Genomic DNA, 14,815 nt, shown 5'->3' with positions numbered 1-14,815 from the left:
GAGTGTCGTGATCCTCGACATCTTCGTATCCAAGGGCAATCGCCGTTACCCGTTGGGCAATCAGGGTGCGCAGGCTGTGAACTGTGCAATCGGGATCGCGCCCGTCGACAAAGCAACCCGCAAGTCTGTCGAATAGTCCGATGGCTTTGTCGGTCTCGCGCAGCAACAACGCCCCGGTGTCACAGGTGATCGCTCCACCGTCGAAAGCGGCAACAACTTTGCGTCCGTCGAAGCCTTCAAATTCGAGCTGTTCGCGGTTACAGTGTGTTGGCATCGGACCTCGCTCCTGAACCTGATAGATCTTTGTAGCAAAAGAACTTTCTCAGATTCCTGGGGCCGATGCACCCTTTACTTTGAGAAATCCGGGTTAAGTTCGTTTTTTAAGCGCGCGCGCAGCAGTGTTGAAGTGGGCTGCCTCGACAATGTTCAACTCAACGACCTTGTCGGCCAGAAGCCGAATGGTCCAGCGCGCGTAGCCCTGTGGCGGCTGTGAGCACGCAAGGGCTGTGTACGCCAAGCAACCGTTCGCTGGGCCGAAGGCCGTGCTGGCCTATCTGTCGCGATACACCCACAGGGTCGCCACTGCAAACAGCCGTCTGATCCGCGCCGACGCAAACAGCGTTACCTTCCGCGTCAAGGATTACCGCCTCGATGGACCCGAGCGCCACAAAACCATGACACTGGCAATCGACGAGTTCATCCGCCGGTTCCTGATCCATGTTCTGCCCAAAAGTCAGCACCGCATCCGCCATTACGGCTTTTTCGGCAATGGCGGCCGCACCGCAAACATCGCACGCATTCGCAGCCTGCTCGCAGCCGATGCGCCGGTCCAAAGGGACGCCAACACTGCCGACGTTGAGGAACACAACCCCCGTGTTCTCGCGCTGCCATGCCCAGCCTGCGCGGGACGCATGATCATCATCGAGAGCTTTGCGCCGCAGCACCAGCCCAGAGCGCCGCCAAACAAAGGAACCGCAGCATGAAGCCAAACAATGTCACTGCGCCAAGGCAAGTGGATTGCAAAACGCTCGCGGCGACAATGCCGCCGCGAACCCGTCGACTTGCGCCGATACATCACCAAAACATGACAAGCGCGGCAAAATCAGTGCATCGCGCCAAAATGGCGTCGCAACACACATATCAAGGCGGGCCGATAAAGCCACCTCAGTATCAGCAGGCCGTTGGCGCTCAAAAGCCCTCGCACTCTACTCTCAGTCGTAAATCCCCATAGAGCAAGGGCTACCCTCCGTCAGAAACACCCTGCGATTTCGTGCCTGGGCGCTTCTCGGACGCCAGCCAGCGCATCGCGCTACTCGAAGGCAGCGCGTAGCGTCCGAGAAACTTGCACCATAGCGGACGTTTGTAACGCTGCAGCGGAGGATCGCGTACTGCCACTTTGACCCGACTGGCAAACTAAGCCAAAGTGCGTACATGGCGTCGCTCACTCAAATCGAATTGCTTCTTCCGGAACTCCGGGCCTATGCGACAGCTATATGCGCATCGTCCAACGATGCGGAGGACCTGGTGCAAGACGCCATAGAGCGGGCGCTGAGAGCCGAGGAACGCCCTGCGATCATTGACGAGTTGCGTCCCTGGATGCTCCGGGTGATCCGCAACCTGCATTACGACGAACTGAGAAAGAGACGGATACGCCGGGAATATTTGGCCGCGGAGAGACGTTTCTCCGATGAAGCAGGCACCTCAGACGCGGCGCGGGACATTTTGATCCGCATTGCCTTTGAAAAGCTGCCGCCAGACATGCGCGAAGTGCTATGTCTTGTGGACATCATGGGATTGAAGTACGCCGAAGCGGCAGACGTGATGAATGTGGCAAACGGGACGGTTATGAGCCGGGTCAGCCGTGCGAGGAAAGCCCTCTTGGCACTTGTCGAGGGTACGGGCGCTCGGAATGAGCTAGAGAACCGTAGAAGATGAACGAACTGAACGACAAAGACTGGGAACTGGTCAACGCTTATCACGATGGCGAGTTGGGTGACGCAGAGCGGCTAGCCTTTGAGTCACGCCTCGAGTCAGAACCCGCACTGAATGAGGCGTTGGGTGATGTCTCTGGCGTTTCGGCAAGCCTTGGTTCTTTGCGTCCTGAAAGGCAGCAGCCTACATCGTCACCTCAGACGGGCGCGCCAGCGAACGCTAAGCGGCAACGTGCAAGGTGGTTGGTCGGCGGGGCGGCTGCGGCGGCAATTACCTTAGCCCTCGCACTTGGCCCGCCATCTTTCACAGAACCATCAATGTTCGATGTCCACGCCGATTTTGCGGCACAAACCTTCGCCGTTGAAGGCGGAGATGTCCGCCCGGTCGTGGCTTGGGAGAGCTTGAACGCCCCAGACCTCTTTAGTGCGAACCTGACGCCAGTTGCGATGCGACATGTGGAAGATGGACATGTCACCCACTATGCCGGTCGTAACGGTTGTCGCCTCTCCTACTTTCGCGGGAAATTCAATCCGGACGACCAGACGCCCACCACGGGCGTTCAGGTCGCTTCATGGTCAACGACGAACAACGTGGATCACATGATCGTCGCAACCGGCATGGATCAAGGCAAATTCGACGCTATCGCTGAGTTCCTGAAGCTCCTGACCCAGCGGCAGGCCAGCGAGCAGATGATGGCGTCATTGACGGAAGCGACGGCGAACGCGGAACGCTGCGTGACCTGACCCACACAGGCACGCAACGCCGTGGATCGCCGAAACCGCTTGTCCATGCATCGTCAGTTTCCAAGAGGTCGCGGAAAGTTCGGCCGGTCGGTGTTGTAGTGTTCGGCAAGGTAGTCGAGGATTTCCGTCCGATCGGGCTCTTCGATCTCGGACATTCCTTGTTCCTCAACCATCCACTCGAACATTTTGTCCCATTCTTCGCGTGTCAGCCCTTGCTGGGCGACGATCATCTCCGAATGGCAGGCGATACATGTGTGATAGGTCACCTCGACGCCCGGAGCATCGAACAGGACGCCGAATTCGTACTCGTCTTCCCCGTCGTCTGTCGCAGGCGCGGCGACCTCTGTCGCGCCGAGGGCGAATGGGCGGTCGGAGAATGTGTTCAAGTAGGCAATCAGGTGCTGGCGATTTTCTTCTCTTTGTAGGCCCGCTAAGCTCATCTTTGTGCGTTCGACCTCATGATTGGGCCTGCTCAACTGCGCATTGAGGCGCTCTAGCGTCCTCTTACCGCGGTGTTCGGTCAGGCTGTCCGAATAACTTAAGCCATCAACAGCGGAGGCTGCGTTGAGATCGGTGACTGCGGGTGATGTGAGACCGACCCCGAGCGCAACAAGTGAGAGACTTCGCAGAGTTGCGAACCACATAAACAATCTCCAGTCCGGAAGTATTGGGAAGGGGGGCGGCCGAAAGCCGCCCCGGTACTGGTTAGCTCGCCCGAACGCCCACGCGGTGCATGGTGTTGTTCAGGTAGCCCTTCGGGTTCCAGTCAATCGCGAATGGCTGCATGACACCTTCGCTGTCGGTCGCACGTGCCCAAACCTCATAGTAGCCTGCCTGAGGAAATGTGACCTTGGCCCGCCAGTTCTGCCACGCACCGTCGTTGACGGCTGAGTCCAATTCGGCGCCCATCCATGTTGATCCGAAATCGGTCGAGATTTCGACCTTGGCGATCGAACGATCACCAGACCAAGCATGACCGCGAACCTCGGTCTCCATCCCGGTATCAGCACCATTGGCCGGGAAGGTCACAAGGGACTTCACCGGCATCCGCTCCATGATAACGAAGTCCTGTGTCGGCACGTCTTGACCAGGCGCGACCGGGTATGCGGGCACGCGATAGGATGTGCCGGTCATTTTTGGGCCGTCGTGCACCTGATCGCGTAGTTCGATCCGCGTCAGCCACTTCTGTGCCGTTGAGGCGGGCCAGCCCGGCACGACCAGACGCAGAGGTGCGCCATTCATCGGATGAAGTGCATCGCCGTTCATCTCAAAGGCGATTAGAACATTATCTGTCATCGCCTTGGTAATCGGCACACCGCGTGAGATCGGCAGCTTGTCGGGGTCGCCAGACAAGTGCCCGTCCGCCCCATAGTGCGCCGTGTAGACCACGTTCGATTGTACGCCTGCTTTTTCCAGAACGTCCTTCAGCCGAACACCGGTCCATTCCGAACACGCCACTGCACCATAGGTCCACTGGTTGCCCTTCGCTGGCGGGTTGAAGAAGCCGCGCCCGTTTCCTCCGCACTCGAGCGTCAGTGCCATGGTCACAACCTCGAACTGTTCGCGCATATCTGCGATCGTCAGCTCCATCGGATTGTCAACAAAGCCGTCAATAGTCAGCGTCCAGGTCGCAGGGTCCATATCTTCGGGCGGGATGCCATTGTTGCGGATGAAATGCCGGCTGGTGGGTGTGATGGCATCGTCGAGGAGCTCTGGCGGGGTTTCTGCGTTGACTGGACGGTCATTGAGAAGTGTGAGCCCGTCTTTACCGACCAGTACATCCTCCTGTGCCATGGCCGCAGGCACGAAGCCGATCGGCATGTTACGGTGGAACGGGATTGATGTGCCGACCATCGCAGCCATTGTCGCCAAGCCGGTGCGTCTAAGAAAGCCTCGCCGGTCGGGGTTAGCAATCCGCCCGAAGAATTCCTTGTCCGCCTTCTCCGGATCGTCCGCAAAATACTCCTGAACCGAGCGTGTCTTGTCCTCGTCGAGCGCCATGTTTTCCTCCCTTGGCTTTTAGCGCGGTGCGCTTATGCGCATCGTCATTTGCAAGAGAGACGTGCGAGGCGGGAGGATTATTCCATCGAATTATCGTTTTCGATTTCTCTCTCGTTTCGAGGAGCATTCTGATGGAACCATCGGGAGACGGTACCCAAGAACCCAGTGAGTCCGCCATCTCATCGATCAGGCCACGAACAAACGCTTGCTGTCGCGGGCCAGGTTGTTGCTCGGCGCTGCGATCTTGAAGCGGATCGGGGGCGCTGATCGATGATCTGGCCATCGCCGAGATGACGGCATGCCCACAGAAAGGAGCATGCAACTCAGAATAGCCGCCCTCATGTGCCATCGTCAGACGCCCTCCGCAGAGCGTGTCGGCCAGCGCAATCGCCCGCTTGGTCAGTTCGCCAAATGTGTCTGCACGCGCCATCATCCGCGATAGCGGATCGACACAGGATGCGTCGAGCCCACTGGCAATCAGGATGACGTCAGGCCGGTGCGCTCGCACTGTTGGCGCGATAAGACAATCAAGCGCATAGAGATAGGCGTCATGGCCACTGCCCGGCGGCAGCGGCACATTGAGGGAGAGTACCGCAAAGTGTGGGGCAACTATGTTGCAGGTAGGATGACGAGAAGGCTTCCTGATCATCAATGCGATGACAATCGACCTACCCATTTACTTCAGCAGCCTGGCTGCCCCGCACTTTACGGTACTCTCCTGCTTGATCAAGGTGAGACGTGCAGCCTGAACCGTGTCGAGCGTCTTACCAGGCTGGCCGGGATCAAGGCCCAGATTGGATAAAGGAGGCGGCCGGGCAGCTATGGTGGAAGACCGTCCATAGTCGTGGACATTCAAGATCCTCCGTTTTCCTAAACATAACGGCGGACCACTTCAAAGGGGGTGGATCAGTTTTTTCCAGTACCCAGGGGCGATCCGGGTCGAAAGAGATGACTTCGGCCTTCAACGCACACCATGCCCGTCCGCCTCACAAATGCAGATATTGCTCCACGTGGGCGCGGTTGGCGGTGAAGGCGGCGGCGTTGCCGTTCCAGACGATCTCGCCTTTTTCGATGACGCAATACCGGTCCGCGATCCTTGAGAGCTCGTTGAGGTTCTTGTCGATCAGCAGGATCGACAGGCCGCTTGCCTTCAGCCGGGCGAGCATGGACCAGATTTCCTCCCGGATCAGCGGGGCGAGTCCTTCTGTCGCCTCGTCGAGGATGAGGAGGTCCGGATTGGTCATCAGGGCGCGTCCGATGGCCAACATCTGCTGTTCGCCGCCGGACAGTTGGAAGCCGAGGTTGCGCCGGCGTTCGGCGAGGCGCGGAAAGGCTTTGAAGACCTTTTCTTCCGTCCATCCGTCCGGCGCGGGCCGGGCCGTTGCCCGCAGGTTTTCACTGACGGTGAGGGAGGGGAAGACCAGCCGTCCCTCTGGCACTAGCCCGAGCCCCGCCTGGGCGATCCGGTAGGGCGGTGCGCCGGTCAGATTCTCGCCCTTCACAAGGACCGTGCCCTGGCTCGGTTTGAGCAAACCCATGAGACACCTGACGGTGGTCGACTTGCCCATCCCGTTGCGGCCCATGAGCGTCGTCACCTTGCCTTCGGGAAGGTAAAGATCGATGCCAAACAGGACCTCGGCGTTGCCGTAGCCCGCGTGCAAATTGGAAACACTCAGCAGTGCGCTCATTGTCCGCCGTCTCCGAGATAGGCCGCCCGGGCCGCCGGGTCGTTGCGCACGTCTTCCGGCGCGCCCTGCGCCACGATCTGTCCGTTGACCAGCACTGAGACCGTGTCCGCAAGCTGGAAGATTGCGTCCATGTCGTGTTCCACCAGAAGCATCGGGATGCTCCGGCGCAGATCGGCGAGAATTTCGATCAGCATGGCGCTTTCCACCCGGCCAAGGCCCGCCATGGGTTCGTCTAGCAGCAGGAAGCGTGGCGCGCCGGCAAGGGCGATGGCGAGTTCCAGAAGCCGTCTTTCCCCGTGGGACAGATCGGCGGCCGGAACCGCGGCCCGGTCCGCCATGTTGAGGCGTTCCAGCGTCGTCATGGAGGTGTCGTTGAGGGCTTTCTCCTGCGCGGCCGGGCGGAAGAAGCGGAAGCTCGATCCGGACTTGGCCTGAGCGGCGAGCGCCACGTTCTCCAGAACGGAGAATGACGGCAGCACCGAGGTCAGCTGGAACGTGCGCCCGAGGCCGGCCTGCGCGCGCTGCCACGTTCGGCTGGTCGTGATGGTCCGGCCGGCGAGGACGATCTCGCCAGCATCCGGGTGCAGGACGCCGGAGATCTGGTGGATCAGCGTCGTCTTGCCCGCACCGTTTGGCCCGATGAGCGCGTGACACCGGCCGTCCGGCACGGAAAGTGAGATGTTCCGGCTGACATGCAGCGCGCCGAAGTACTTGTTGAGATCGCGGATTTCCAGAACGTTCATGACGCCGGCTCCCCGTCCGCCCGGCCCGCGCCGGTCTTGCCGGAAACCGCGGGAAAGAACAGGTGGCTCAGCCCGCCTTTTGCGTGGAGCGCCAGCAGCACGAGAAGCGGGCCGTAGATCAGCCGCCATTCGTGAATGAACGAGCCGAGAACTTCCTCCACGATCACGAGGAAGAACGCCCCGAGGAACGCGCCGTTGCGCGTGCCGAGGCCGCCCAGCACCACTACCACCAGCAGGTCGCCGGACCGTTGCCAGGCCGCCAGCGCGGGGCTGACGAATTCCGCATGCTGCATGGTCAGCAGGCCCGAGACGGCGGCGATCATTCCGGCGATGACATAGGCGGTCAGCCGGTAGCGGTAGACCGAAAAGCCGATGATCTCCGTGCGCTCGGAATTGTCGCGGGCGGCGCGCAGCACCCGGCCGAAACGGGAGTTGCTCAAGCGGTGAACGCCCCACCAGGTGAGCACCAGCGTTGCCAGGACAATCAGGTAGAGCTGGCCGCCGTTCTGGACCACGTCGCTGCCGTAAATGGTCGCCAGAGACCAGAGCGTCAGGCCGTCGTCGCCACCATAGGGGGCAAGCGAGGTCAGCGTGAAATAGGTCATCTGACCGAAGGCGAGGGTGATCATAAGGAAGTAGACGCCGGAGGTCCTGAGCGCCAGCGCGCCCGTGACAAAGGCGAAGAGCCCGGAGACCCCCAGCGCCAGAAGCAGCAGGACGAGAATGTTCTCGATGCCGCTTTCCAGACCGATCGCCGCCGCGTAGGCGCCGATCGCGACGAAGGCGGCGTGGCCGAGGCTGATCATCCCGGCGTGGCCGATCAGAAGGTCAAGCGAAATCGCCGCGATCGCCAGCAGCATTCCCTTGATCAGTAGGCTGAGCAGATAAGACTGGCCGATCAGCGGCAGGACGAACGGGGCGGCCAGAAGCAGCGCGAAGAGGAGCGCCATGACCAGGAAACTGCGGTCGACGCGCATCAAGCGGCCCCCTTGGCCGGCAGCAGGCCTTGCGGGCGGACCACGAGGATGGCGGCCATCAGGATGTAGATTAGCATCGACGCCAGCGCCGGGCCCACCTGATTGGAGACCGAGGGCGGGAAGATAAGCTCAAGACCCTCGATCAGAAGAGTGCGCCCGACCGTGTCGAACAGGCCGACCAGCAGCGCGGCCAGAAAGGCGCCCCGGATCGAGCCGATGCCGCCAATGATGATGATCACGAAGGCGATGATCAGGATGTTGTCGCCCATGCCGGGCTCGATCGCGAAGATCGGCGCGGCGATGACGCCGGCAAAGCCTGCGAGCATCGCGCCGACGCCGAAGACGATCATGAACAGTTTCTGGATGTTAACCCCGAGCGCGGACACCATCTCTGGCGTTGTCGCGCCGGCGCGGATCAGCATGCCCACCCGGGTCCGGGTCACTGTGAAGTAGAGCAGGGCGGCGACGATAATTCCGGCCAGGATCGTGACGAAACGGTACACGGGATAGCGCAACTGCTCGGTCAACTGGATCGACCCGGCGAGGAATTCCGGCGGTTCAATCGACAGGGTCGTCGGACCGAAGGTCACCTTGGCTAGCTCGTTGAGAAAGATGATGATCCCGAAGGTCGCCAGCACCTGGGTCAGGTGGTCGCGTTCGTAAAGGTGACGGAAAATGAAATGCTCCAGCAGCAGACCGAGCAAAAGCGCGGCGACCATGGACAGGAGCACCGCCATGACAAAGCTTCCGGTGAGCTGCTGAAAGGCAAACACCAGATAGGCTCCGACCATGTACTGCACGCCATGGGTCAGGTTGATGAAACCCATGACGCCGAAGACAAGCGTCAGCCCGGCCGCGATCAGAAACAGCAGCATGCCGTACTGGAGCCCGTTCAGGCACTGGATCAGAAAAAGGGTAAAAGACACTGCATCCGCCTTTGCACCGAATGGACGCGCCCGCCCCGGGAGGGGTGGGCGCGATCCGTTTCCTACATCTTGCACTCGGCGTGGAAGTTGTCGGCATAGTCGGTGACTATCGTGCGCTTGGCCGTCGTCCAGAACTTGCCGTCATCCCTTTTGGCCACCTCGAGCAGATGGAAATCCTGGACGGGATAGTGGTTGTTGTTGAAGGCGAAGGAACCACGCACGGAGGTGAAGTCCGCCGCCTTGATTGCCGTGCGCATCGCGTCCTTGTCGCTGGCGTCGCCGCCGGTCTTTTCCAGCGCGCTGGCGATCAGGTTGGCCGTGTCGAAGGCCTGGGCGGCGTAAGAGCCCGGAACATAGCCGTATTTCTCCTCGAAGGCGGAGACGAAGGCCTGATTGGCGTCGTTCTTCATGTCCGGCGCCCAGGCGCCCGCGGACAGGAAACCGACGGCGGCGTCCTTCTGGCCCGGCAGGGTGGTTTCATCGGTGGTGAAGACGGAGGTGAAGCGGAGGCTGTCGCCGAGACCTGCCGCATCGAACTGCTTCACCAGGCGCACGCCCATGCCGCCGGGCATGAAGGCGAAGAGCGCGTCGGCGCCCGCCGTGGAGATCTGCGCTAGCTCGGAGGAGAAGTCCTGGTGGCCGAGCGGGGTGAAGATCTCGTCCGCGACAGAGCCCCTGAAGGTCTGCTTGTAGCCGGCGACATTGTCCCGTCCGGCCTGATAGTTCGGCACCATCAGGACGACGTTCCTGAAGCCCTCCTCATTGGCGATCATGCCGCTGACTTCGGCGTTCTGATTGTTCTGGTAGGAGGTGACGAAGAAATACGGGTTGCAGTTCTTACCGGCGAAGGTCGACGGTCCCGCATTCGGGCTGATCAGGAAGGTCTCGGACTGGACCACCGGCTTGAAGATCGCCTGCAGCATGTTCGAAAAGACAGTGCCGACCACAATGTCGACTTCGTCGCGCTCGACCAGCGACTTTGCTATCAGCAGGGCCACGTCGGGCTTGAGTTCATCGTCCTCGACGATCAAGGTGATGTCCTGGCCGCCCAGCTTGCCGCCGTTCTGCTCCAGCGCGAGCTTAAAGCCGTCGACGATCTGCTGACCCAGCGCGGCAGGCGGGCCGGAAAGAGTCACGACAATCCCGATCTTGACGTCTTCGCAAAGGGCTGCCGAACAAAGCGCGGTGTTTATTGCCAACGCTGCCGCCAGGCTCCCAAGCGTGAGTTTCGACTTTGCTTTCATCATCATTCTTCCTTCTGTCCCCCCTCCGGGGCTGGTTGAACTGCGGATTTGGAAAGTTGCGGGACCGGTTTTCGGTGTTTTGTTTTCCTTTGGCCCAGGTTGGCGCCCTTGGGTGTTAAATGCGGTCAGGCGTCCTCCATTGTCGCGAAGCCAGCCATCTTCGCGTAGCCTTTGACAATCGCCATGCGATCTTCATATCCCAGAACATCGTCCACGTTTTCAAAGCGGCGCGGGCTTCGTTTCTCGACTTCGTCGATCACGCGCTCGGGTCCGCCGATCCGGTTGGTGCGCACCACCTCGGCGGTTTTGGGCAAGCGGTCCTGTTCGTAGCGGTATAGCGCCTCGCGCGGATGTTCCGCCGCGGCCAGTTCGTCGGCGATGCAGCGGGCGTCCAGAATGGCCTGGGCCGCGCCGTTGGAGCCGACCGGGTACATGGGGTGCGCCGCATCGCCCAGCAGCGTGACCCGCCCGTGGGTCCAGCGCGGCAGCGGATCGCGGTCGGCCATTGGATATTCGAAGATCTGGCCGCTGGCGCGCACTAGCGCCTCAAGGTCCATGCCCGGCACGTGGAAGCGCCTTGCGTAGGGCAGCACCTTGGAAAGCGGCGCCTGCTTCGACCAGCTGTCGGGCGGCGGCGGGGAGACGGAGCCGTCGGCGATGCGCACGTTCACCACCCAGTTCATCAGCTGCCGGCCGTCCTTGGCAGGGGCGATCGGATAGAGCACCAGTTTCGTGCCGAGGCCCCCGGCGATGGCCATGGTCTCGCCATCCTCCCAGACCGGCCATTCCACCGCGCCGCGCCACATGACGACACCGGCCCAGCTCGGCCTACCCTCCTCGGGGTAGAACCTACGGCGACCGGCGCTGTGAATGCCGTCGGCGCAGATCAGCACCTCGCCGCGCATGGTGTTGGAACTGAGCCCGTCGATCGTGTTGGTGAAATGCGCCGTGACGCCGCCCTCGTCCTGGACGAAGCCGGCAAGACGCTGGCCGGTCACAACCGCGCCCGGCCCCATGCGCTCGATCGCGGCATCGTAAAGCGCCTTCTGCAGCCGTCCGCGGTGGATGGAAAACTGCGGGTGGTTGTGGCCGGCGTGAAGGCCGCGCGGTTCGCGCCAGACTTCCTGGCCGATGCGGGTGAGATAGCGGAGCTCGCGGGTGCGCAGGCCCACCTCGTCGAGCTGCGGCAACAGGCCGAGTTCGGCCAATTCGGCGATGGAATGGGGCAGGGTGTTAATGCCGACCCCTACCTCGCGGATTTCCCAAGCCTGTTCCACGACCTTTGCCCTGATGCCGCGCATGTGCAGCATCAACGCCGTGGTCAGCCCACCGATCCCGGCGCCTACGATCAGGACGGTCATTGCTCCGCCTCGTCTTCCGGCGGCAGGAAATCGATGGCATGGGCCGCGGAGACGGCGACGATCTCGGCCGGATCGGCGTCTGGTCCAAGATTATGAAGCGCCCAGAACAGATCATAGAGCTGGGCGGTCGGCGTGACCCAGAACAGCGTTTTGATGGTGCTGCCGGACTTGTTGAAGATGCCGTGGGGAATGCCGCGCGGTAGTTTCACAAGGTCGCCCGGCTCCGCGAAGGTTTCCTTGCCGTCGAGGAGGAAATCGAAGCGGCCTTCCAGGATATAGAGGAACTCGTCCTGGTCCGGATGGATATGCGGCGGCACGAAGGTTCCGGGCGGCAGGGTGGCATGCCAAGTGAAGCATTCCTCGGTCTTCTGCTTGGGCACATAGGTCTGGCCGAGAATGTTCCAGCATATTTCATCCAGACCTTCGCGGGCCTTTGCGATCCCCGGAGCCATGGCGCTCATTGTTGTTTCCTCCGTTTTTCCGGCACCTGAGGTGCCTGAGGGGTGAATGTCCTGCGGCTTGAACGCGCCGAAAAGGGCGGCGGTGGAAGTGGCGCTGCCAATCTGGGCGGTGATCTCGTGGATCCGCGCTTCCGGCGTCAACGTGTAGCTCGGCAGGCAGATTGCCCAGCCTTGCGCCCGTGCGCCCTCAGCGAAATGCGTCCAGTAGTTTTTGTCGAGCCGCATCCAGAAGCCGCCGTGGATGAAGACGGCCAAGCCCTTCGGCGTGCCGTCCGGCCAGACGAGGTCGAACTTTTCCCGTGGGTGGCTGCCATAGGAGATATCGGTGTCGAGCCGGCGCCCGCCCGCCCGAAGCTCCTCCCGGTACGCCGCGGCTCGCGCGGACCAGAATCCAGGCAGTTCCTCGGACTTTTCGACGTGTTTCATGTTGGCGAAGGCGTCGTCCCAGTCGCAAAGGGGAGGCAGTTTCATGCGGCTCTTTCCATTCTCCGTCATTCCTTCTTCTGGGTCTTGTCGCGGGCCCAAGTGCGGGTAGGAACGAAAGGTTTCACTCACCCTGCAACGCTTTTCCGCAATTGCCTATCCAAAAAACGAACGCGTCTTGCGGTACAAATTTTAAGCTTGAAGCATGCGCAAAACCGTGCGCTAATTTGATTTAGATCAAACTGAAGCCGTCTCACAAGGAAGCCGATGACCGCACAAGAGGCTTTGCCAGTGAAGGAATATTTCGCGCAAAACCCGGTCGTTTGCACGCGCGACCTGGACGAGGCGCGGCATATCACTTCGGCGAAGCTCTGCGATCACAAGCTGCAGGTGAACGGCCGCCCGTCCGGTCTGTTCGTCCGCCACAACGCGGTGCGCGGGCGGACCGTTGCCGCCAATTACCTGCGTTATGGCGCCGATGTGACGGTTGATCCGGGACAGCTCAGCTCTTTCTACCTTTTCCAGGTGCCCTTGTCGGGATGCGCGACCGTCCGGCACCGGGGCGAGGAAATGACCGCCACAACAGGCGTGGGCACCATCCTGAACCCGGACCGGCGCGCCCTGCTCAACTGGCGGCGCGACTGCAGCCAGCTTCTGCTCCAGGTCGACCGGGCCCAGCTTGAAACCGTCGCCGGCTCGATCACCGGCGCGCCGCTTCCCGGGCCAATCCGGTTCGAGATGCAGGTCGATCTGACGACCGGGCCGGGCCGCAGGCTGAAGCGTCTCGTCATGGCCTGTGCTCGGGCAATCGAGAACGGCGACCTGTTCAACGGCCAGTTGGCAGCGCGGGACCTCAAGGCCGAAGAGGATCTCGCCCATGCGCTGCTTACCCTTCAGCCGAGCAACATCTCACACATCATCGAACGCTCGGACCAGCGCGCCACCCCCCGTGAAATCCGCATCGCGCTCGATTACATGCACGCCAATCTGGTCGAACCTATCACCCTTGGGGACATCGCCCACGCGGCGAGCCTGAACGTGCGAACCCTGCAAAAAGGCTTTCAGCGCATTTTCGGGCAAAGCCCGATGCAGGTCCTTCGCAACGCTCGCCTCGATACGGCGCACTACCTACTGGCCGCCCGCCAGGACCCGCCCACCGTCAGCGAAGCCGCTTATTCCTGCGGCTTCTCCCACCTCGGCCGGTTCTCCTCGTATTACAAGGAACGCTTTGGGTATTTGCCGAGCGAGCGGGGGTGAGGTTTTTCGGGGTGCGGAAGGGGCGAAGGGAATGGAGCTGAGCAGCGAAGCTTGTTCTAGCCCTTTTTCGGTATTTCGCTATGTTGCCGCAAAAGCAGCGATAGGGTGGAGAGCGGCCGTTCGCTGCGATTTAAACGAACGGCAGTTTTGGTGAAGGCTTTCCAACGCGGGCCGTCACAGATCCCATCGGCAACCGCACACATACGGCCCGCATCGTAAAACCTTCACCTTTCCGGACAGCCATCACCACATCTGCTGGCGCATCAGATCTCGATGGTCTCCGGCCCGAAACCGCTTGTTCACAGAACCCCTTGAGAATTTCCCCTCCACGAAAGGCTTGCGGGCACCATTCGCTCCATCGCTGCTTCCACATCGTCGGACATGAAATCAGATACTGGTCGGTCAGGGGCGTGCGTAGACACAACGTCTTCGAGAAAATCAACCATGACGCCCATATCCCGCCAAGCGTCATAGCCATCAGCCTCATCCCGTCGTTCAAGGTATCCATGCGCCCCACCGCAGTCTTCGGGTGGGCATGCGCCGGACCCGCCTGTACAAACCGGATAGAATTTTCTCGGCGTCGGTGTGCTGAACGCCTCAACACGGATTTTGTGTTCCCAGTGATCCTCCATGTCATAAACATACGAGAATCGCTCGTTCTTACGAAACTCAAACCGCTGCAAGGAAACGTCGGGGTTTGCGCCATGCAACTCAAATGAGCCGTATCGGACCGCATAGATATCGAAGAAGAACAAATGCGTACCCTCCCAACCCATCGCGACCTGAAGAATGCCATGCAGTTCGCGCAGCATAATCGATGATGGCGCCATCACCCGCCGCCAGATCATCGGGCTGATCCCAATCAGGCGTACCTTGAACTGAACAATTTCTTGCGACACTTCCATGAAAACAAACTGGTATCAACAACCGCCATTCTCAACTGCCCCGCACTTTGCGGTACTCTCCGAGTATAGCGCACGTGGTGTATCCTTTGCTCGTATCTGAGAGCCCGCTTCAAAAGTTCATGATCCATAACAATATGTTGCGAGGCGTCGGACC

Annotated in this window: 15 protein-coding genes and 2 pseudogenes; 4 read left to right on the top strand and 13 right to left on the bottom strand. The window is 60.8% G+C overall.

All coding sequences use genetic code 11. The features are described from left to right. Positions 1-274 (bottom strand): transposase (locus AC5E6N_RS18125; protein WP_491749123.1); only part of this gene is annotated, 274 nt, incomplete at its 3' end. Positions 275-376: 102 nt separating this feature from the next. After that, positions 377-505: pseudogene (locus AC5E6N_RS18120) on the bottom strand (IS630 family transposase); the annotation flags it as partial. A 1-nt stretch (position 506) separates the two neighbouring features. Here AC5E6N_RS18120 and AC5E6N_RS18115 point away from each other — a divergent pair. From AC5E6N_RS18115 to AC5E6N_RS18105, 3 genes and pseudogenes are all read left to right on the top strand, one after another. Further along, positions 507-983: pseudogene (locus AC5E6N_RS18115) on the top strand (transposase); the annotation flags it as partial. Between the two features lie 448 nt (positions 984-1,431). Next, entirely contained in the window at positions 1,432-1,935 is a 504-nt protein-coding gene (locus tag AC5E6N_RS18110) for an RNA polymerase sigma factor (RefSeq protein WP_491749122.1), read from the top strand. After that, a complete protein-coding gene (locus tag AC5E6N_RS18105; RefSeq protein ID WP_491749121.1) occupies positions 1,932-2,675 on the top strand; it encodes an anti-sigma factor in 744 nt (247 codons plus the stop codon). The genes AC5E6N_RS18110 and AC5E6N_RS18105 overlap by 4 nt, the downstream gene beginning before the upstream one ends. Before the next feature lie 53 nt (positions 2,676-2,728). On the opposite strand, the gene AC5E6N_RS18100 is transcribed toward AC5E6N_RS18105, so the two are convergent. From AC5E6N_RS18100 to AC5E6N_RS18055, 10 genes are all read right to left on the bottom strand, one after another. Next, positions 2,729-3,319 (bottom strand): hypothetical protein, encoded by a 591-nt coding sequence (locus AC5E6N_RS18100; RefSeq protein WP_491749120.1) that lies wholly within the window; start codon positions 3,317-3,319, stop codon positions 2,729-2,731. 61 nt (positions 3,320-3,380) lie between these two features. Beyond that, positions 3,381-4,676 carry a sulfite oxidase gene (locus AC5E6N_RS18095; RefSeq protein ID WP_491749119.1) on the bottom strand — a complete coding sequence of 432 codons (1,296 nt, stop codon included), beginning with the start codon at positions 4,674-4,676 and terminating at the stop codon, positions 3,381-3,383. After that, positions 4,582-5,352 (bottom strand): arginase family protein, encoded by a 771-nt coding sequence (locus AC5E6N_RS18090; protein WP_491749118.1) that lies wholly within the window; start codon positions 5,350-5,352, stop codon positions 4,582-4,584. Before AC5E6N_RS18090 ends, AC5E6N_RS18095 begins: the two co-directional genes overlap by 95 nt. 310 nt (positions 5,353-5,662) lie before the next feature. After that, positions 5,663-6,355, bottom strand: coding sequence for an ABC transporter ATP-binding protein (locus AC5E6N_RS18085; protein ID WP_491749126.1), 693 nt, complete (start codon positions 6,353-6,355; stop codon positions 5,663-5,665). 5 nt (positions 6,356-6,360) lie between these two features. After that, positions 6,361-7,107, bottom strand: coding sequence for an ABC transporter ATP-binding protein (locus AC5E6N_RS18080; RefSeq protein WP_491749117.1), 747 nt, complete (start codon positions 7,105-7,107; stop codon positions 6,361-6,363). Next, the gene (locus AC5E6N_RS18075) at positions 7,104-8,084 is read right to left on the bottom strand and encodes a branched-chain amino acid ABC transporter permease (protein ID WP_491749116.1); all 981 of its coding nucleotides are present in this window, start codon (positions 8,082-8,084) and stop codon (positions 7,104-7,106) included. The genes AC5E6N_RS18080 and AC5E6N_RS18075 overlap by 4 nt, the downstream gene beginning before the upstream one ends. Then, positions 8,084-9,010: a branched-chain amino acid ABC transporter permease gene (locus AC5E6N_RS18070; RefSeq protein WP_491749115.1), complete on the bottom strand. Its 927-nt coding sequence runs from the start codon at positions 9,008-9,010 to the stop codon at positions 8,084-8,086. Before AC5E6N_RS18070 ends, AC5E6N_RS18075 begins: the two co-directional genes overlap by 1 nt. Positions 9,011-9,072: 62 nt before the next feature. After that, positions 9,073-10,254: an ABC transporter substrate-binding protein gene (locus tag AC5E6N_RS18065; RefSeq protein WP_491749125.1), complete on the bottom strand. Its 1,182-nt coding sequence runs from the start codon at positions 10,252-10,254 to the stop codon at positions 9,073-9,075. 125 nt (positions 10,255-10,379) lie between these two features. After that, a complete protein-coding gene (locus AC5E6N_RS18060) occupies positions 10,380-11,615 on the bottom strand; it encodes a flavin-dependent oxidoreductase (RefSeq protein ID WP_491749114.1) in 1,236 nt (411 codons plus the stop codon). Next, entirely contained in the window at positions 11,612-12,076 is a 465-nt protein-coding gene (locus AC5E6N_RS18055; RefSeq protein WP_491749124.1) for a cupin domain-containing protein, read from the bottom strand. The genes AC5E6N_RS18060 and AC5E6N_RS18055 overlap by 4 nt, the downstream gene beginning before the upstream one ends. 690 nt (positions 12,077-12,766) lie before the next feature. Here AC5E6N_RS18055 and AC5E6N_RS18050 point away from each other — a divergent pair. Next, positions 12,767-13,756, top strand: coding sequence for an AraC family transcriptional regulator (locus AC5E6N_RS18050; RefSeq protein ID WP_491749113.1), 990 nt, complete (start codon positions 12,767-12,769; stop codon positions 13,754-13,756). A 299-nt stretch (positions 13,757-14,055) separates the two neighbouring features. Here AC5E6N_RS18050 and AC5E6N_RS18045 read toward each other — a convergent pair whose 3' ends face one another. Continuing rightward, a complete protein-coding gene (locus AC5E6N_RS18045; RefSeq protein WP_491749112.1) occupies positions 14,056-14,661 on the bottom strand; it encodes a plasmid pRiA4b ORF-3 family protein in 606 nt (201 codons plus the stop codon). Positions 14,662-14,815: the final 154 nt, after the last annotated feature.

Source organism: Hoeflea sp., from assembly GCF_984452065.1.
This window is presented reverse-complemented; position numbering and strand designations above follow the sequence as displayed.